The organism is Williamwhitmania taraxaci (genome assembly GCF_900096565.1).
GTDB lineage: Bacteria > Bacteroidota > Bacteroidia > Bacteroidales > Williamwhitmaniaceae > Williamwhitmania > Williamwhitmania taraxaci.
On sequence record NZ_FMYP01000059.1, the window covers coordinates 1 to 20,165 of the forward strand.

At 42.3% G+C, this 20,165-nt stretch carries 13 protein-coding genes; 7 read left to right on the forward strand and 6 right to left on the reverse strand.

Features of this window, described 5'->3' with window-relative positions; all coding sequences use genetic code 11:
* Positions 1–157: 157 nt before the first annotated feature.
* Positions 158–1,570, reverse strand: a complete 1,413-nt coding sequence (locus BLS65_RS13490; RefSeq protein ID WP_092439883.1) for a TlpA family protein disulfide reductase — start codon at positions 1,568–1,570, stop codon at positions 158–160.
* A gap of 112 nt (positions 1,571–1,682) precedes the next feature.
* Here BLS65_RS13490 and BLS65_RS13495 point away from each other — a divergent pair, with 112 nt between their 5' ends.
* The 6 genes from BLS65_RS13495 to BLS65_RS13520 all read left to right on the forward strand — a co-directional run bounded on the left by BLS65_RS13495 (position 1,683) and on the right by BLS65_RS13520 (position 8,242).
* Positions 1,683–2,600, forward strand: coding sequence for a glycosyltransferase family 2 protein (locus BLS65_RS13495; protein WP_092439885.1), 918 nt, complete (start codon positions 1,683–1,685; stop codon positions 2,598–2,600).
* Between the two features lie 77 nt (positions 2,601–2,677).
* A complete protein-coding gene (locus tag BLS65_RS13500; RefSeq protein WP_092439887.1) occupies positions 2,678–4,696 on the forward strand; it encodes a thioredoxin domain-containing protein in 2,019 nt (672 codons plus the stop codon).
* A gap of 129 nt (positions 4,697–4,825) precedes the next feature.
* Positions 4,826–6,001: a hypothetical protein gene (locus BLS65_RS13505; RefSeq protein WP_092439889.1), complete on the forward strand. Its 1,176-nt coding sequence runs from the start codon at positions 4,826–4,828 to the stop codon at positions 5,999–6,001.
* Positions 6,002–6,012: 11 nt separating this feature from the next.
* A complete protein-coding gene (locus BLS65_RS13510; RefSeq protein ID WP_170830126.1) occupies positions 6,013–6,825 on the forward strand; it encodes an aminotransferase class IV in 813 nt (270 codons plus the stop codon).
* Between the two features lie 3 nt (positions 6,826–6,828).
* On the forward strand, positions 6,829–7,608 hold the full coding sequence (locus BLS65_RS13515) for an amidohydrolase (RefSeq protein WP_092439894.1): 780 nt from the start codon (positions 6,829–6,831) through the stop codon (positions 7,606–7,608).
* A gap of 151 nt (positions 7,609–7,759) precedes the next feature.
* Positions 7,760–8,242 (forward strand): PaaI family thioesterase, encoded by a 483-nt coding sequence (locus tag BLS65_RS13520; RefSeq protein ID WP_092439896.1) that lies wholly within the window; start codon positions 7,760–7,762, stop codon positions 8,240–8,242.
* Positions 8,243–8,339: 97 nt separating this feature from the next.
* Here the strand turns inward: BLS65_RS13520 and BLS65_RS13525 are convergent, their stop codons facing one another.
* Complete coding sequence (locus BLS65_RS13525) at positions 8,340–10,325, reverse strand: biosynthetic peptidoglycan transglycosylase (protein WP_092439898.1); 1,986 nt, start codon at positions 10,323–10,325, stop codon at positions 8,340–8,342.
* A 733-nt stretch (positions 10,326–11,058) separates the two neighbouring features.
* Here BLS65_RS13525 and BLS65_RS13530 point away from each other — a divergent pair.
* Positions 11,059–11,706, forward strand: coding sequence for a hypothetical protein (locus tag BLS65_RS13530; RefSeq protein WP_092439900.1), 648 nt, complete (start codon positions 11,059–11,061; stop codon positions 11,704–11,706).
* Positions 11,707–11,818: 112 nt separating this feature from the next.
* Here BLS65_RS13530 and BLS65_RS13535 read toward each other — a convergent pair whose 3' ends face one another.
* The 4 genes from BLS65_RS13535 to BLS65_RS13550 form a co-directional block, all read right to left on the reverse strand.
* A complete protein-coding gene (locus tag BLS65_RS13535; RefSeq protein WP_092439902.1) occupies positions 11,819–13,873 on the reverse strand; it encodes a hypothetical protein in 2,055 nt (684 codons plus the stop codon).
* Between the two features lie 249 nt (positions 13,874–14,122).
* On the reverse strand, positions 14,123–15,076 hold the full coding sequence (metF, locus tag BLS65_RS13540; RefSeq protein ID WP_092439904.1) for a methylenetetrahydrofolate reductase [NAD(P)H]: 954 nt from the start codon (positions 15,074–15,076) through the stop codon (positions 14,123–14,125).
* A 2-nt stretch (positions 15,077–15,078) separates the two neighbouring features.
* Complete coding sequence (gene metH / locus BLS65_RS13545) at positions 15,079–18,744, reverse strand: methionine synthase (RefSeq protein WP_092439906.1); 3,666 nt, start codon at positions 18,742–18,744, stop codon at positions 15,079–15,081.
* A 121-nt stretch (positions 18,745–18,865) separates the two neighbouring features.
* Complete coding sequence (locus tag BLS65_RS13550) at positions 18,866–20,107, reverse strand: homoserine dehydrogenase (RefSeq protein WP_092439908.1); 1,242 nt, start codon at positions 20,105–20,107, stop codon at positions 18,866–18,868.
* Positions 20,108–20,165 lie beyond the last annotated feature (58 nt).

Genomic DNA, 20,165 nt, shown 5'->3' on the forward strand with positions numbered 1-20,165 from the left:
ATGTCGAACCAAAAAAATGGCAAAATATCCACCAAGCAAACCTAAATACGCTAAGATTTAAAACCTAGCAATCGACCTGCGGATTTAAGGTATAAAACAACCTCCGAACTTCATTCATGATGAAATTCGGAGGTGATATTTTCCACTGACGTGCTTCTTATTGCTTCTCGGTTAATTTGCCAATAAGTTCATCAAGGCTATCGGTTCCTATTCGCTTAGCAATTATCTTTTTATCCTTATTTAGAAGGTAAATAACTGGTGTGGAGTATATGTCGTATAGGTTACGAAAGTTGGTGTTGTATTCCGAGTCGTATGCATTGATCCAGAATAATTTGTGTTCATTAATGTAGTTTACCCACTTTTCCTTGTCGTATTGAGTGTATACGGCAAAAACTTTAACGCCTTTAGTTTCGTATTTTTGGTAGATCTTCCATATTTCGGGAATAACTTTTTGGCAATGGCCGCAATCGGGTTCCCAAAATACTAAGATAGTATAGTCCGCAACAGTATATCGAAGGGAGGTTACTGTACCTTCGGATGTTTGCATTATAAGCTCTGGAGCTATTTCTCCAATCAAGTTTGGCTCGAGTTTCTTAACTCTTTCCTTAATTTTATCCAATAAAGGTTTGTCCACCCAGGGCGTTTGTCCACTTAGGTAGTATCTTTTTGCAAGATGCACGAATACCGCATCCATACCCATGATGTTCGATTGCTGAAATTCGTTTAAAAGATAGGACAGCGTATACTGAAATACTTCATCGTTGGCCTTTGCCTTTGCGAGCACCATATCGGCTGCGGTGATTATGGAATCAGGTATTTGCAGTACTATATTTGTGAAGTATTGCTTCAACAACGACTCAATGGAAGGGGTTCTGAGCAGACGTGCATCACTTAAATCGACGTTATCCCAGAAGTGGATTTTGTAAAATTGGTAATTCTTGGTCCATATTAAGCTATCGCGCCCAGGTGTTCCTTGTGGAATGTTCCACTCAGGTTGTTCTGGATACTGCATCGTCTTTAGGATGTTGGCAACAAAGGTGCCGGGGTTGGCATCAACTATCTTTTTCGATTCTGCTCGAACTTCTTGGTTTAGCGCTTTTAGTTCATCCTTAAGTATCTTGGTTGAGTCGGCGTTCTTGGTTGCCTTGAGTTGTTCTTGGAGGGTTTTGCTCTTCTCTGCTACCTTTCCCATATACTTTTGGTAGTTTAGGTAGGTCTCATTTTCTGGAGATCCGGAAAACCGCATCTTATTTAGGAGGTCTGTTTTGTCTGTTTCAACGGAGAAGCGCTGCGATCCGGTGACCAGAATTTCGAAGTAAGTCATCCCTGGGAGAATCACAAGGTATACGCCACCTTTCAGTAGCGAATCGGCCTGAAATACGCCAGCCCCATTTGAATTTACGCGTATCGTGTCAACCACATATTTATTGCTACCAAAGTGGTGCCCCAGCAAAAGGGTTGTATCCTTCAACCCATTAATTTTTACTTTAATTTGGTAGCCATCCTTTGGTCCGGCAAAGGAAAAAGTGCATATAAGAAATGCAACTACGAATAACGAAACCTTCTTCATTTTTTGAAAATTAATTTTCTGGTCGGACAAAAATAACAATACATTTCAATAATAGATTTTGGTAAATCGTTAAATTATTTAAATATTTGAATGATAATATTCTACAAAACCCATGCTTTCTGTTCTAATTCCTGTATATCAATACGATGTGACTGATCTGGTTTCATCGTTAATTAATCAACTTGCTGCTCATGATATTGTATATGAAATATTAGTGTTCGATGATTGTTCTGTACCTGCATTTAAAGCGACTAATAGTGGGCTTAAAAATGTTATGCATGTTAAATACGTTGAATTAGAGCAGAATATAGGTCGATCAAAAATACGAAATCTGCTGGCCTCAACAGCACGATTCGAAAATCTTCTTTTTCTCGATTGTGATGTAAGCCTGCCGGAAACTAATTTTATTGAACGCTACCTGAATTTTTCTGCCAAATCCTATGTAACCGTTGGAGGTATATGTTATCGTTCTCAAAAACCCACGTATGCACCCAAAGTGCTGCGTTGGAAGTATGGCCACCAACGAGAGACCCAAATAGCGTCACAAAGGAATAAGCAACCCTATTCATCCTTCAAGACGGCTAACTTTTTTATTACAAGAACCAATTTTCTGAGGGTGAAGTTCTCGGAGGAGATACATGGCTATGGACACGAGGATACTCTTTTTGGTTATGAGTTGGAGCAGGTTAATATTCCAATATTTCACATAGATAACCCTGTATACCATGATGGGTTGGAGGATGCATCTGTGTTTATATCCAAATCGGAAGAGGCTGTAAAAAATCTTTACATGCTTTTTCAGTCAGGATTACTTGCTAACACATGGAAGCAAAATCCGCTACTTCGTTTTTTCGTAGCATTTCGGACTTTTCGTATACACTACCTCTTGGCCATTGTTTATCTGTTATTTGGTGCATTAATTCGAATCTCGATGCAAGGTAGGTTTCCTTTTGTTTTTTTATTTAACACATATAAACTTCTATATATAAGTTATATATCGGTGTTTTGTAAAAAGGCTATCAAAGAATAGTTTCTATTGCCAAGTTTATTTTCAACAAACAGCATTGTAAGGCTGTTATTGATTCGTATTTTCAACCAGAACCATCCATGCCAAACAAACTTATATTAGAAACCAGTCCATATCTCTTGCAACACGCGCATAACCCTGTGAATTGGTTTCCGTGGGGGGAAGAGGCTTTTGAGCGAGCAAAACAAGAAGATAAGCTAGTGCTGATCAGCATTGGTTATTCGTCCTGCCATTGGTGTCATGTAATGGAGCGGGAGTCGTTCGAGGACGAAGAGTCGGCTCGGTTGATGAATGAAAATTACATTTGCATTAAAGTAGATAGGGAAGAGCGACCCGATGTGGATCAAGTTTATATGAGTGCAGTGCAGCTCATTACTGGTAGTGGTGGTTGGCCATTAAATTGCTTTGCTCTGCCCGATAAAAGTCCGATTTTTGGAGGAACTTATTTTCAAAAAGTGCACTGGCAAGAGATTCTGAAGGGGCTGAACTTAACTTGGAGAAATGACAGACAAAAGGTTGAGCGCGCTGCCAAGGAGCTATCGGACGGTGTTGCCAGCACAGAAATAATAAAAGAGAAGGTGGTTACCTGCGGTTCTAGCCTAAAGGATCTAAAGCTGGTTGCAGAGCCTTGGAGACGGAAGTTCGACCGGGAGTTCGGCGGCTGGGGAAGTGCTCCAAAGTTTCCTATGCCACCAGCGCTGGAGTTTTTACTTGATTACGCTTGGTTGTCGGAGGATAGCGATTTAAAACAGCATCTCTTTTTTACCCTTAAATCGCTAAGCGAGGGTGGAATATACGATCATCTTGGTGGCGGTTTCTTTCGATATTCGGTCGATCGAGAGTGGAAGGTTCCCCATTTCGAGAAGATGCTTTACGATAATGCTCAGCTTGCCGCCATTTATGCCAAGGCTTTTACCTATTTCGGGTATGCCGATTTTGCCAGAATAGCGAAGGAAACAATCAATTTTACGTTACAAGAATTTCAGGCAGATAATGGTGGGTTTTATAGCTCCTTGGATGCCGACAGTGAGGGTGTTGAGGGGAGTTACTATGTTTGGTCACTCGAAGAGTTAGCTGCAATTTCGGGAGATGATTTCCCCCTTCTCCAGCAATTCTTTTCTCTAACGCCGAGTAGCAGCCTCGATGGTATGATAAATCTTTCGCTCAACCGAGAATTTCATTCGGGAGTTCATAGCGAAGAGGATTCCACGCGGCTGGACAACTTAAAGGCAAAACTTCTTCTAGTTCGCTCGGAGCGTAAGAAGCCATCGTTGGATATAAAGCAAATTGGATGCTGGAATGGGTTGATGGTGAAAGCGTTATCTGTAGTATCTCGCCATCTTAACGACCCCAACATGCTTTGTCTGGCCGAAGGAACGGCACATTTCATTGAGGCGAATCTAATGGATGAGAATGGGCAATTGAGCCGGTGCCTGACCTCTGGACATCGCTCTGGTTTAGCCTTTTTAGATGATTATGCTTTTATAGCTGAAGGCTACATTTCCCTTTATGAGGCTTCTTTGGAAGAATCATGGCTGTTGAAATCAAAAAAGCTGGTAGATGAAACGTTAACTTCATTTTATGACCCTCGTGGTGGAATGTTTTATTTCACGTCGAAAGAGCAGGAAGTTGTTGTTGCTCGAAAAATGGAATTAACCGACGGTGTAATGCCTGCAGCCGCTTCATCGTTGGGTCATTCACTCTTAACATTGAGCCATTATTTCTTTGTTGAGGAGTATGATCGGCTATCAATGCAGATGGTGTCTAATTTGAAGAACCAACTCTCTGGTGCTGGGCCGTATACCGCAAACTGGTCACGATTATTGCTACGACACTATTTTGAACCAGTGGTGGTCATTGCGCAAGGCGATAATTATAAGGAGGTTTCAAAAAAAATCGCTTCAATATTTTATCCAGCATTAATATTCGGAGGTGGGCAGTTGCAAAGCAAGATTCCGGCAATAGCCACAAAAGTTGTGGATTCGCCCAATAATCTATTTTTATGCACAGGAAAACAGTGTATGAAGCCAATGGAATCAGTTGATAATCTTTTTGTGGAACTCGAATTGTTGAAGCAAGGTAAAGCATCGGGAAGATAGTTTCTTAGGGGGTTTTGACTAATTAAGATGGTGGCATTCGTTTGTTGGAAAACTAATTTCATTGGTAACCCTATTTTTCGTAATTTGTGCAATGAAATTTTGCATTGATTTGTTCGAAAATATTTCTATATGAAGCGAGTTGCTTGGATTGCTAGCAGTATGGTAATCCTAATCGGGGTAGGGTTGTTTGTTCTTCACCTGAAATGGGAGAATAAGTCTATTACCGTACGCAATATCTATATTCTCGATAAAACCGTATTCAACAGCAAGTATCTTGAACACAAATCGTTTTTTTGGGTTCTTTCCAACCTTCATTATCAGAAGCCAGATGGAAATCCTTATCGGTATGATAAGGATTACTTTGGCTTTTATCCAATAGATACTGAGTTAGGAACCTTTGATTTTCGAACAATTCGATTGGTAGAAATTGATCGGATGGCCGATAGTCTGGATATGCTATACTACATTGATTGTTATGGAGTATATTCGGAAGATTGGATGAGTTCAAAAAATTCTGCTTTAGGGCAAAAGGTTTATGGGGGATTAAACCAAAACGACTACCTTCTACTAAAAGGTATGAAAGAGAGAGGGAAACTGATTATTGCTGAACATAATCTCTTCTCCCACCTTGGTGGCGGTTTGGAAAAAGAGAAACTTTCGGAACTTTTTGGGTTTACCTGGACAGGATGGATTGGCCGCAGTTTTCCATCGTTCGATACTACAAAATCTAATAGACCACCTGCCTGGGTCGTTAATATTTATACTACCACCCAGAACAAAACTTGGCCAAATTCGGAAGGGGGAATTGTCTTTGTGGGCGATAGAGACCGGGTTGTTTTATTGATCAATGGTCACGAATTGGAGGATAGTAAGGTTTCTATAATTTCCCCACCATCTACCGTGACGCATTTTGGCGTTAAGTCCAAGGTCTCTTTTACGAAATGGTTTGAGGTAATTGAGGCAGGACCTGGCCTCTCTACGTTCAGCAACTTTATGTTACATTTAACTCCAGAGGGATCTTCGCTTCTGCGAAATAATGGAATCCCCGAATCGTTCCCTGCGGCCCTTGGCTGTAGTTCGGGTTATCAACTCTACTATTTTGCAGGCGATTTCTCGCATACTCCGGTTTATATGGCTACTTCGGAAATGGTCGGTGGGGATTTGTTAAACAGTGCAATCTCCTTGACATTGCGACCACTGGGATTTGAATTTTTCAATGGATACTACCGACCTTTTTTATCTAAGATTTTGAGTTCTTATAAAGCGCCAAATTCTTCTGTAGATTCATTGCCACCAACGAATTGATACTTCCACCAGTGACATACCCGTATATAATTATTGACGGCGATATTTGTTTGGACAAAGCGCCATTAAACTCAACACCCGAAGGAACGGTGGTTTATGAGGTAGTCCGACTAATCGAAGGAAAGCCCTTGTTTTGGGACGAGCACTACCACCGATTGATGGAGTCGTGCAGCATAGCGCACCTTAATTTCAGTCTGTCCTCAACTGCGTTAATCGCCGCACTGAAAAAACTCGTTACTTCGAACGGAGCCTCATTTATTAACTTTAAGTTAGAGGTGTTTTCTGTTGCGAGTCAACTGCACTATCGGATGTTTTTTATTACTAGTAACTATCCCGACAAACTGCTCTATACAACAGGTGTTCCGCTTGGATTTCTGAATGAGGAGAGGATCGATCCAAGCGCAAAAATCATCAATGTTTCTATTAGAAATAAAGCAAATCGACTCATTGAGCAGGAAAACTTCTTTGAAGTTCTTTTGGTTAATGCTAAAGGTGAAATTACCGAGGGAAGTCGTTCAAATGTTTTTTTTATCGCCGGAACAAGGTTGCTTACTCCGCCTCTTCATGAAGTTTTGCCAGGAGTGACTCGTTTTCATGTTATCCAAATTGCCCAACAAATGGGATTTTCCGTGGACGAAGTTGTTATCAAAGCAGCTGATATTTCATCGTTTGACTCGGCATTTATTACAGGAACATCACCCATGCTAATGCCAGTGTCGAGTCTAAATAGCCATACCTTCAATATTCAGCACCCAGTATGTAAAACCTTGCTCGATGGGTATCAACAGAAGGTAATAGAAAATATCAATTCATTTGAATACTAAGAAATGAAAGCAAATCTTACTGTGGCCGCGTTGCAGATTGATCTATTATGGGAGAATGCGATTGGTAATAAAACCAAGATAGGTAACCTACTCGAAGATCTTTCGCCTGACGTAGAATTGGTTGTTCTACCGGAGATGTTTACTTCTGGGTTTTCCCAGAATTCAGAAAGGTTAGCCGAGGAGATGAATGGCAGTACGATGGAATGGCTACACAAGAATGCCGATAGGTATAATCTTGCTATAATGGGAAGTATGATCGTTAAGGAAGAGGGGCAATTTTATAACCGTATGGTTTTTATGGAGCCAGGAGGCATAGTTCAAACCTACGATAAGCGTCACCTTTTTAGGATGGGGGATGAGCATAATTACTTTAGTAGTGGCAAGGAGCGAAAGGTGTTTGATTTCCGCGGATGGCGAATTTTACCTCAGATTTGCTATGATCTACGTTTTCCTGTCTGGAGTAGAAATCAGAATGATTATGATTTAATGGTTTACGTGGCTAGTTGGCCCGAGAGTCGACGTGATGTATGGTCCGTCTTATTGCAGGCCAGAGCCATCGAAAATCAGGCGTTTGTTGTGGGCACTAATCGAATAGGCGAGGATGGAACTGGCCTTACCTACTCCGGCGATTCGGTGATTATTGACCCCAAGGGAATGATAATTACTAGCGCAAAGCGAGGCTTGGAGGAAATTATTTCAGCCGGTTTATCGCTTGATGAACTAAATGCTTTCCGATTGAAATTTCCAGTTTGGATGGATGCCGACGATTTCTCAGTAAGATAATACACTTTAGTCAAAAAATATTTTCTTTCTCGAAGTGATTAAAAATAAGGCTTCCACCGGATATTAGGAATCCTTATTGGTTGCGAATACGCGTTTTTGGGTTGAATTCTCCAATAATTTGATAATTTCGACCCTGTAAACCGCCGTAAAAATGAAGAAAATTAGAAACCCCTTTACCGAGAGTTATGGAAGCGATGCCAACTGCTTTGGTTGCTCGCCCAACAATAAGTGTGGACTTAACCTTGAGTTTTACGAGCAAGACGAGGAGATGATTGCTTTTTGGAAACCCCAAAAGACCTTTGAAGGTTATCTTAACGTTTTGCATGGAGGCATTCAAGCCACTCTCCTTGATGAAATTGCCAGTTGGGTTGTGTACGTGAAGTGTCAAACTTCCGGAGTTACAGCAAATTTAACCGTTGCCTATAAAAAACCCGTATTCATTGACGGTGGCGACATAAAGCTTAAAGCAAGAATTATTGAACGAAATAAGCGCTTAGTAACTATTAAGGCTGAACTTTACAATGGTAATGAGGAACTCTGCTCTGAGGCCGAGATTCGATACTTTCTTTTCCCTCAACAGATTGCCAAGGAAAAGTATTATTATCCTGGTGTAGAAGCTTTTTATATCAATTAGGATTCTCAGCGGATCTCTTTTTGAAATATATCGAATTGCCAAAATGGCGAAATTTTCTAAAAAGAAAGAGTGTCTTCACCTTGAAGACACTCTTTCTTTATTTGGGATCCTCTAGGATAAGAATGTCGTCCTCTGGTTCCTGTTCCACGGCGGTGCTGTCTGGCTTCGTTCTTATTTTAATGAGGTATTGTTTGGCTGCACCATCAAGTGCTGGTATTGGGAGTGTTGCATCGTATTCCTCTTGGGTGATTACGCCCCGGCGCAGCATAAAGTTTTTAACGATTCTGTAATAATCCGAAACCGAAGGCTTGGGGGCAAATGTTGAGTCAAGGAAGTAACCAAAAGTTCGTGGACGCGGTATAACTGCCGACATAAAGATAGCCTCGCTTAGGTTAAGCTTATCCGCATCCTTATTGAAGTAAAACTTGGCCGCTTCGGAAGCACCGTAAACGTTGGGTCCCCATTCGATAATGTTAAGATAGGTTTCGAACATCTTATCTTTTGTGGATAGTCTATTGTTTTCTATCAACCAAACAATGAGCATCTCCTCAACTTTTCGGGCAACATTTTTATTCTGGTTCAGGAATACATTCTTTACCAGCTGCATGCTAATTGTGCTACCTCCTCGAGCAAATCGCTGTTTTTTTATATTTTCAATGATGGCGTTTTTGAAAGCTTCTTCGTTGAAGCCCTTGTGCCAGAAAAAGGATCCGTCCTCGGAGGTAAGTACGGCACTTTTAAGTGCAGCCGAGATTTGATCGAGCGTTCTAAAATTTGGATTCTCAGGGCCAATCATAAAACTCCTCACGGGCACGCCCCTAGCATAAGCCGTATATTCAAATGGCTCGTTCATTCTCGACAGGTTTGCTCTACCATAACTCTGAATCCTGAACTTAGTGCCCTTAAGGTTTGAGGAAAAGACCAAGTCTTCGGGTTTTTCCATCTTTAGATGAAAATCGAGATTGTAGGATAAGCTGCCAGAAGCCTTCATTCCGGAAAGGTTGCTGAATAAACCATTAGGGAGTGAGGCGAACAGGTTTTCGGCTGGAAATTCGCCTGTGTTAATTTTGAAGTCGTATTCCGGTTTGCTGGCGGGTTTATATCTAGCATAGAAGTTTGCGGCAAGTTGGTTCATCTTCATAATGGAGGTGCTGTCCATTTCAAAGAAATCGCTACCAATCAAAAGTTTGCATGAGCCCATCAGACTATCAAATTTCACTACCTCTTGCGCTAACTTGGGGCTTTCAATATCAATATTATAGGTGCTACCCTGCACTGCAAATTGGGTTAAGGTATTTGAAAAATTCTCTCCTTTGAGGTGGAGGTAGAGGGAATCAAAATCGGCTTTTATATTAAACTTATGCTTGAGAAATGGTATCTCTATTTTTCCCAATTCGCTTTTGGTTAATCGGTAGGAAATTTCGCTATTCCATCGACTTGCTTGGCCGCTAAGGTTTATGGTATTGGTTTTGCCAAACTCAGTCACTTCTATTTTCGACCCAAACTGCCCATTTTCGGAGATTAATTCGGGAAGGGAAATGGAAAGTGTATAGTCATTATGCCGGTAGGATACGCATACATCTTTTAGGTATGTGTCGGCCGTTAGTAGATCTAGTGAGAGTTTTAAAAGTTTACCGTATCTGCTTGCTAAGTTCCCTTTTGAGGTTGAATCGGTTATAGTAACTGATTTTTGTTTGAAAAATGCGAAGTAGTTTCCCGAGGTATCGGTTCGAATGAGGTTCAGCTTAACATTGTTGGCCGTAATGGCTTTGATGGATGGTTTTAGTATCCACATTTTTAAATATGACTGATGAACACCAATTTCTTCAGCGGTTAGTAACGTATCACCATTTGGAGGAACTATCGTGAACTTTTCAAGATATACCTCCGATAAGCCTCTGAATTTAAGACTCTCACACTTTAATTCCATCCCAAACCTAGACATTGCACGATCGGCTACCTTATCGAATGCAACCTGTAATACGAGATTTCTAAAGATAAAAAACAGTATTTGAACTATAACCAATCCTGCAACAATTCCGATGGCTGCTTTCGTTAGAATTCGTTTTGTTTTGCTATTCATTGCTGCATAAATTAGTTTTATAGAGATTGTTGGCCCTACTTTGTTTGTATTTCAATCGATCTTCCTTATAGTAATAAAGCTAATTACCTTGCTCCGGCTTGCTGCTTTTAAAGCGCCTAACAATTGTCCAAGGAGAACTTTGTGGATCATGTTGAGAATTTGATCACAAAAGTAGTATTTTCAAACATACTGCGCTCTACTATATGGGCCTATTTGTTTTCAAACGGAGACGATCCTGTTCAAAAGACTTTCACGGAAGTAATATTTCAAGAATGCCATAAGGGTGATTTATTCGGTTATATTTTTCGACTTAAAAACAGAGTGTTCTTTATATCTTCCTCTTTTTAAGGTAATATTCGATCACGATGGCTTATGCACTTTATCCTATTTAATTGGCGTCGTAGGCAGTTGAAACGTTTATTTTGTTCGCTTTTGTTTTCTATATATTGGTTTATGTTGTTGATTTAACGATGGTTTTAGTATATAGGTTGATTACGACAAGACTATCGATAGTCCTAAAGTAAATAGCGTCGCATCTGACTTTTTTGTTTTCCTTTGTCTCGTTGTGTCGTGAAGGTCTCTCGGAGTATTTTTTTTTCCTCCCATCATTCATCCATTTCATAACGATTACTCGACACGAAAGTGTATTCACACATTAAGGAAAAAAAAGGTGAGAAGTACTATTTAATAGTTGTTATTTGAAGTTACCTTCGTTATCATAAAACGTTACTCTATGACCAAATATTTCACGTTAGGATTTGCGCTATGTTTTTCGCTTGCGGCTTGTGATACCATAACAAAGCCACCGGTGGATACGGTTGATCAAAACTTAACACAGGTGTTTTCCTCCAAAGAGGTTGAAACGACGAATAGAGTTATTCGCTTCATGGATAGCACTATTCTTGTTTCTTGCAATTACAAGAACGTGCAAGAGGCTTATTCCGAATTTTTTTCGAATCCCACATTCTCCGAACCTATTTTCAATGAAGTCGCCTTTGAAGGGCTAATCCAGGAGATGAAAAAATCCGGCCTGTTTTCGGAGTTTTGGATTGTTCGCCGCGTTAATGCACCCGATAGCTTAAAGGGAGTTTACTTGGACATAAATATGAATGGGAAATTATTTAAGCTTGTTGAGAGCGTTGGACAGGATGAGGAGTCGATAGGTGAATACTACGGTTATCTGATGCGCGATAGGAACATCTCACCAGCTCTGGTAGCAATGTTTCCATACGATTATGCGGCCGTAAACTATAAGCGTCCTAGTGTACGATTAATTGTTGCTGCTCACTTTATTTTCTTGGCCGAGTCGAAGAAGTATTCCATTAAGAAACCTGTCTCAATTAGACTGGGGGACGATGAGGATTCTGGAAACCATCAGTAAATGAAATTAGGTTGAGATTCAGTTTTGTCTGAATTCTAAAGAACATATTGTTATGCGAAAAAAAAAGAGGTGTCTCCAAAATGGGGACACCTCTTTCTTGTTATGGAGCATTTTACTTCACCTCTTTTAGTGCTTTTTCGGCAGCTTTGAGAGTCGGTGTGCTTGAGAGTTCACTGTTAACGGCTCCTTTCATCCAGAGTTGTGGGATCAGCCTACCTTGGCTATACATTCTGGTAACCTCTTCAGCAAAGTTATTTCCTTCAAGCTGTTGTTCTACCTGAAAGTCGATAAGATGGCCAATTGGGTAGGCGCTCAAGTATAATGGATTGTCTATCATATGGCTGTAAATAGCCAAGATTGGTTCATCTTTGCTGCCAAAGACGTTGGCGTAGTATTTATTCCAAACCTCTTTAGCGATAGAAATTACGGCATCCTTGAGTTCTGGGGCGGTTGCTTCTGGGTGAGCGTAAAGCCATTTCCATACATTCATATCGACCAAGGATACTCCCATGATTTCGTAGCAAGCCCATGCATTATCGAGCGCCATCATGTTCATTTTATCCTTGTCCTTTGCTTTTATTCCAAGTAACTCAAGGTCGCGCTTTTGGAAAATAAAGGCTAATGCTTCGGTAAAGGCTGTATTAGGCACGTCGGACATCATGTAGTTGTCCACAAATTCGGTGGTAATAGTTTGCTCCACATTGTGGCCAAATTCGTGCACCGCAATATTATAACCTTTATAATCCATTCCACTTGCACCAACTCGGGTGCGGAGGAGTGAAACATCGCCGCGCATTTCAGTTCCCCAAGCATGCCCTGCACCTCGTGAACTTTCAACCCGAATGCGGGAGGCAATAAATTCAGCTTTGTCCTTTTTGAATCCCAATTGTTTCAGAAGATTTGGAAGATCCTTTTCTATCGCTGCGGTATTGGGATATTTCTTCTTGGTCATCGCTGTGAGCATCTCCTCGGTCATTATGCCACGCGATTTAAACCCGTTGTACCAAATGTCGTAGGGTTTAAGCGGACGACCTAACCTACTGCTAATAAGTTTAGCCATATCGAGGATCACCGGGGAGGATACAAATTCGATAAAGATTTTTTCAACATCGGCTTGAGGAATCTCCATCTCTTGTTCAAACTTGCGCTGGATGTATGTAGGGTAATCGGGGCTAAAATTATCAATGGCCTGCATGGCCTTGAAATTGTCGAGAAGCACCTGGTAGCGTTGATCATTCTCGGGGATAACTTCGGCAACTTTCCCATCTTTGGTAATTATATTGTCGAAAGGATTCCAAGTGTAATCATTTTTGCTGATTACCTGTGTAGGGATGGTTTGATCGATAATGCGCTTCATTACCTGATAAATCATCTCCTGATTCTTAATTCCGATCTCCTTATTGGCATATTGCGATTTTAGTTCATCGCGCAACCCCCAGTGTGTAATGAGTTTTAACTCTTTTGGAAAGGATGTTTTTCCATCTTTGTCCACTAGGTTCCCCATAAAAATATTGTAGTTGGAGATGTAAGTGTCAGCGGCAGTTAGCTTATCGGAAGCATTTTGCTGGATTTCGGCAGGAACACGCGAGGAAAACATATCACCCAGGCGGGCGTATGCCCACTCATGGCGATTCCATTTTGGGCCCAACTCCGTTTTTTCAGTCAACGAATAGAATGGAAAGTTTAGCATAGCAATAAATGCAATGCGGTTTCCAAACATATCGTCGGTTAAGTGAGCGGAAGGATTAAATGCGCCAAAAAGCTCGTCAATTGGCGTGGCTTCTTGCCCGTTGTCGAGTTGAAGCGGTTTCAGCAGCTCCTTGTTAATCTTAGAATAGTAGCCACCTAGAATCTCAAAGTTGCGCGCAAGCCTACTAAACAATACCTCCTTGGCTTCAGTATTGCCTTGATAGTTATTCACACAGAAGGTGGTGAATTCGGTTTCGGAGCCATCTTTCGATCGCCATAAGGTTGCTACTTGGCTAACGCCCTTTGTGATGACGCTTTTTTGATCCTGGCCATAGTTTACAACCAATGAGTCAATAACTTTTCGAACAACTTTTTGGTCCATACCCTGAGGCGTTTGTTGTGGATCTGTTTTTTTTTGTTCACAGCCGCTTAAAATGAGAATCGCGGGGAGTGCAATTATTAAGAGTCTTTTAATCATTGAAATACGGTTTGTTGGTTCAGGTCGAAAGGTATAAAAAAAAGAGGATCATAGTTTGTTTGTTCCGAAACTTATGCAATAAAGTAGTAGTGTTTCTTTCGATTCAACACCAAGAATAATCCAATAGGGTTATTCTCCTGTAGTAGCGATTATGGGTACACAAGATCATTTGTCGCGATTACACAACGAATCTAATTGATTCCTATGAGTTGCTGGGCAAGGTTAGCCAGTACTTAACGTAACCGTGGTTTAATACACCGCCCGTGCAATTCGGGCAATATTATCGGATTTCCCCATGGTGTAGAAGTGAATGGATGGAACTCCTGCTTGCTTAAGTTCCTTTGCTTGTTGGATTGTCCACTCAATACCTAACTCACGGGCAGACTTATTGTCGTTGCAAATTACAAGCTCTCTGACTAAATCTTCGGGGAGATCTACGTTGAACACTCGCGGAAGTAGGCTCATGTGCTCTTTTACCGAGATGGGTTTTAATCCGGGAATAATTGGCACTGTAATTCCTACTTTCCGGCAACTTTCCACAAAGCTGAAATACTTCTTATTGTCGAAGAAAAGTTGCGTAACAATATACTCGGCACCGGCATCCACTTTGGCTTTCAAATACATCAAATCATTGGCCATGTTGGGCGCTTCTGTGTGTTTCTCGGGATAACCGGCAACGCCTATGCAGAACTTTGTTGGGGTTGCCGACTCAATATTTTCATCGTTATAGTGCCCATTATTCATCCGAACAATTTGCTTGATAAGGTCTACTGCATGTGGATGACCGGCTGGATTGGGTTCAAAACGTCCAGTAATTTTATCGGCATCACCTCTTACGGCCAGTAGGTTGTTGATGCCCAAGAAGTCAAAATCGATTAAGGCATCTTCGGTATCTTCCTTGCTGAAACCGCCGCAAATTACGTGTGGCACCACGTCGATATTGTAGCGATGCTGTATTGCGGCTGCAATGCCTACTGTTCCCGGCCTTCTTCGTAATACTTTAGGAAGAAACGCACCACTTTTCCCCTTATGGTAAACTACCTCTTCTCTATGGTAGGTTACATTTATGTAGGCTGGGGCAAATTCTAAAAGAGGATCAATTGCATTAAAAATGGTTTGCAGGTTTTCACCCTTAAGCGGGGGCAACAGTTCAAAGGAGAATAGGGTCGATTGGGCGTTGCTTATATGTTCAGTAATTGTCATTGCTACAGAATGTATGTGGGTATAAACTTAATCACTTCGTTCTCCTTGAGGTTCATGCGATCGGCATAGTCGGTAAGTTGATCGGGTGCAATCTTGCCTACATTAAAGTATTTGCTTTCGAGGTGCGAGAAGTAATAACCTGCCACCGAAGCCCCCGGGCTCATTGCCAAGTTCTCGGTAAGCGAAATACCTGCATGTTCTTCAACCGAAAGCAAATCGAAAATTTGTTTTTTTCCACGATGATCGGGGCAAGCCGGGTAGCCTGGTGCGGGACGTATTCCTCGGTAGTGGCCTTTAATGATATCGTCCATGCTCAGATTTTGGTTTGGACTATAGCCCCAAATCTCTTTTCTTGTCTTTAGGTGCAGGAGTTCGGCAAACGCTTCGGCCAATCTATCGGCTAGTATTTTCACCATGATGGCATTGTACTCGTCCTTCTTTTCGTGGTAATGACTTGCCAGAAGATCGGCACCATGAACGGTAACCGCGAAAGCACCAAAGTAGTCATTCTTTAAACTATCTGCCGGAGCAATATAATCGGCGAGGCAGAGGTTTGGTTCTCCGGCACTCTTCTTTTCCTGATTTCGAAGTTGGGGGAATAATTGTATCACTCTATCTCGATTATCATCTTCGTAGATTAGAATGCTGTCGCCTTTTGAGTTAGCATCAAATAGTCCTTCAACTCCGTTGGCGGTAAGTGTTTTATTTGCAACGATCTCGTCGAGGAGTTGGTTTGCATCATCGAATAGTTTTTGTGCCTCGATGCCTTTTACTGGATCGGTTAATATTGCTGGGCATCTGCCGGCAATATCCCAAGCAAAGAAGAAGAAGGTCCAATCAATGAATGCTCTAATTTCATCAATCGGGTAGTCCTTGTATGTACCAACCCCAATGCGAGCAGGTTTTGGCGGGTTGTATGTTTTCCAGTCCGTTATAAGGGCATTCTTTCTTGCGTCGGCTAGCGAGATCATCTCGATTTTCTCGGCTTTATAGTTCTTAAGCGCTTTCTCGTAGTCGGCCTTTACTTTTTCCATAAAAGCAGGCTTTGTCTTTGGGTTTAAAAGGCTTCCTGCAACAGAGGTTGCAAGGGAGGCGTCTTTCACCTGGATTACTCCGCCACTATACTCGTTGTCAATCTTTAAGGCCGTATGAAGTTTGGAGGTCGTTGCCCCTCCAATAAGCAGAGGAATGGTCAGTTTTTGACGTTCCATTTCCTTTGCAACCTGAACCATTTCGTCGAGGGATGGGGTAATTAGGCCGCTTAAACCAACAATGTCGGCATTATGCCTTATGGCTTCTTCTATGATTTTCTCTGTTGGCACCATTACTCCTAGGTCGACTACTTCGTAGCCATTGCAGGAGAGGACTACTCCAACAATATTCTTCCCAATGTCGTGCACATCGCCTTTCACTGTGGCAAGAATAATTTTGCCTGCTGTACGTCCCTTCTTTCCTTGGGCCCGTTCGAGTTCAATGTGCGGTTGGAGTATTGCTACTGCCATCTTCATAACGCGGGCACTTTTTATAACCTGAGGGAGAAACATCTTTCCCGAGCCGAAAAGGTCGCCTACCTCACGCATACCATCCATGAGCGGACCTTCAATTACATCCAGAGCACTCACCAGTTTAATGCGTGCCTCCTCAGTGTCTGTTTCAATGAATTCGGTTATTCCCTTTACCAGAGAGTGAGCCAGCCTTTTTTCCACGCTCTCCTTTCGCCATTTGTCGTCTCTAACGGTTCCGTGCTTTTCATCTTGAACGTTTTGGGCAAATACCAATAATCTTTCGGTGACATCTTTCCGTCGGTTAAGCACGAGATCTTCGGTTAACTTTAGCAGATTGGCAGGTATTTCGCTATAAACAACCAACATGGACGGATTTACGATACCCATATCCATTCCGGCAAGACTTGCATGGTAAAGGAATACCGAATGGATTGCTTCCCTAATGGTGTTATTGCCTCTAAAGCTAAAGGAAAGGTTGCTAACCCCGCCGCTAATCTTTACGTAGGGTAGGTTTTCTTTAATCCATCGGCAGGTTTCTAGGAAGTTCACAGCATAGTTGGAATGTTCCGGAATTCCTGTTCCAATAGCAAGAATATTGGGGTCGATAATAATATCCTCTGGAGGAATGCCTGCCTTTTGCGTAAGTAGGTCGTAGCTGCGTCGTGCAACTTGAATACGGTGCTCGGTAGTGGCTGCCTGGCCATGCTCATCGAAGAGCATTACCACCATAGCCGCTCCGTATTTCCTAATGGTTTTTGCGTGGGCGATAAACTGTTCTTCGCCCTCCTTTAAACTTATGGAGTTCACAATAGATTTACCCTGAACGCATTTGAGCCCAGCCTCAATTATGCTAAACTTAGAGCTGTCTATCATAATAGGAACCTTTGAAATATCCGGTTCCGCGGCAATGTAGTTGAGGAAGGTGGTCATGGCCTTTTCTCCATCAATAAGGGCGTCGTCCATGCAAACGTCTATCACCTGCGCTCCTCCTTCCACCTGCTCCAGTGCAATGGATAGGGCTTCCTCATATTTTCCATCGGCAATGAGACGGGCAAATTTCTTCGAGCCTGCCACATTGGTGCGTTCTCCTATATTGAGAAAGTTGATGTGGGGCCTTAGCTCCAACGATTCAAGCCCACTAAGCCGGGTTTGTTTTGGTACATCGGCGCGTTTGCGCGGGGGATATTTTTTGGCCAGTTCGGCAATCAAAGCAATGTGGGTAGGGGTAGATCCGCAGCAGCCACCAATAATATTAATGAGGCCGCGCTTCATATACTCCTCAATTATATCAGCCATTTGCTGCGCTGTTTCCTCATAATCGCCCAGTTGATTGGGTAGTCCCGCATTGGGGTGAGCGCTCACAAAAAAGTTGGTGTTCTGGGAAAGTTCAGTGAGGTAGGGCATGAGCTGATGTGCACCAAGTGCACAATTCAACCCAATACTGAGGATGGGGCCGTGCGATACCGAGGTAATGAATGCCTGAAGCGTTTGGCCCGAAAGTGTGCGTCCGCTGGCATCGGTAATGGTTCCCGAGACCATTATTGGAAGGTAGGTATTTCTTTTTTCGTAAACGGACTCAATGGCGAAGAGTGCCGCCTTCGCGTTGAGGGTATCGAAAATCGTCTCCACCAAAAGAATATCGGCACCACCATCGATAAGCCCTTCGGCCTGCTCGGTATAGGCGATAACCAATTCGTCAAATGTAACACCTCTAAACGCCGGATTATTCACATCGGGCGAGAGGCTTGCGGTTTTATTGGTTGGACCCATAGAGCCAGCCACAAAGCGGGGCTTTGATGGGTCTTTCTCTGTATATTCAAGGGCAACTTGTTTGGCAATTTTGGCCGCTTCTAGGTTTATTTTGTAGACCCAATCTTCCAACCCATAATCGGCTTGAGAAATCCTGTTGGCGTTAAAGGAGTTCGTTTCTACAATATCGGCCCCTGCATCGAAGTAGGCACGGTGAACACCTGCAACAATTTCGGGCTGGGTAAGCACCAGCAGGTCGTTGTTTCCCTTTAGCGATTTGGGATGGGTAGTAAATTTCTCTCCTCTAAAATCTGCCTCTTTAAGGTTGTGCCGTTGGAGCATAGTTCCTGTTGCTCCATCAAGTACAAGAATTCTCTCCTGTAGTATTTTGTAAATGAAGGTATTTCTATACATTGTTTCCTTTTTTTGCAGCGATTTGTACCGGTAGTGCTTTAATCTTTTCTGCTCATTTGTGATAAAAAACAGTTCCGATTAACATCAATCGTGTTTTATCGCTTCTAATTTAAGGTTTAATCTACTCACTTCTACCTGTTAAGGCAAGAAATACGTCAAGTTTCGGTAGCAAATCTTGAATTTTTTGAAGAGCGGAGAGTTTTATGGTACCAATGAGCCAGCTACTCTCTTTTCCAGAGAATTTCTCACTGATTTGTTCGAACTCAAAATGGCTAAGGTCGGCTGGTGAGGTGTAGCGGAAGTATACCTCCACAATAACCTTGTTGGTGTAGGTTAGTGGCTCAAAGTAGCGTTGCTTTTTATACTCGTAGCGGTAGTCGTGGTAGCGCGCCGTAATGTCCGACAGCACCGCCGAGCCTGTTGGGAAACCGCCGGCTCCCTTGCCAAACATAAACTGTTTTTCGTAGAAAGCTCCTTCAATCACCACGCCGTTGTATTCCTCTTCCACATTGTAGATGTATTCGTCGGGATTTACTAAACGAGGCATTACGTAAAGGGTGAAACGGCCGTTATCCAGCTTTGAGAGGTTGGCTACCAACTTAATTTTCTTTCCTTTTTCACGAGCATACTGGATGTCGTGGTCGTTGAGTTTGGAAATTCCACAGTGAAAGGCCTCCTTTGGGTGAACATAGGTTCCAAAGCCATGCACAGCAAGAATTATAAGCTTATACAGCGCGTCGAAGCCATCCACATCAAACGTTGGATTGCTTTCGGCAAAGCCAAGGTCTTGTGCTTGCTTTAGTGCCACGTCGTAGCTGTCGCCGTGCTGGAATATCCTCGATAGAATGTAGTTGGTGGAGCCGTTCAGGATTCCTTGAATCGAAAGAAGAAGGTCGTTATCGTAGTATTCTTCAAGGTTACGAATTACCGGAATGCTTCCACATGCAGAGGCATCATAGAGAAGGGCCGCACCAGTGGTTTGCTGAATTTGAATGAGTTCCTCCAGGTGGTGCGCAAGCATGGTTTTATTCCCCGACACCACGCTCTTTCCTTTTAGGAGGGCTGCCTTCACTATATGGTAAGCGTCGGTAGCACTATCGATCAACTCTACCACTAGGTTTATTTCCGGATCGTTGAGGATATCCTCGGCGTTGGTGGTGAGTAAATTGGTGTTTATATCCCGCTCTTTATCGGGATTTTTTATGCAAATGGTTTTGATGGTGGCTTTAGTAGTGGGCGAACTGCCCAACACATGGTAAAGCCCTTTTCCAACCGTTCCAAATCCAAACAAGCCAATTATTTGCCTGGTTCCATTCTCCTGTTTTCTATTTTTAGTGATGCTTGGTTGCGATAAAGTTTCCATTGTTTTTGTTTTTTTAAATTCGAATCAGACACTTCTCTTAACTTCCTCTAACTTCTTT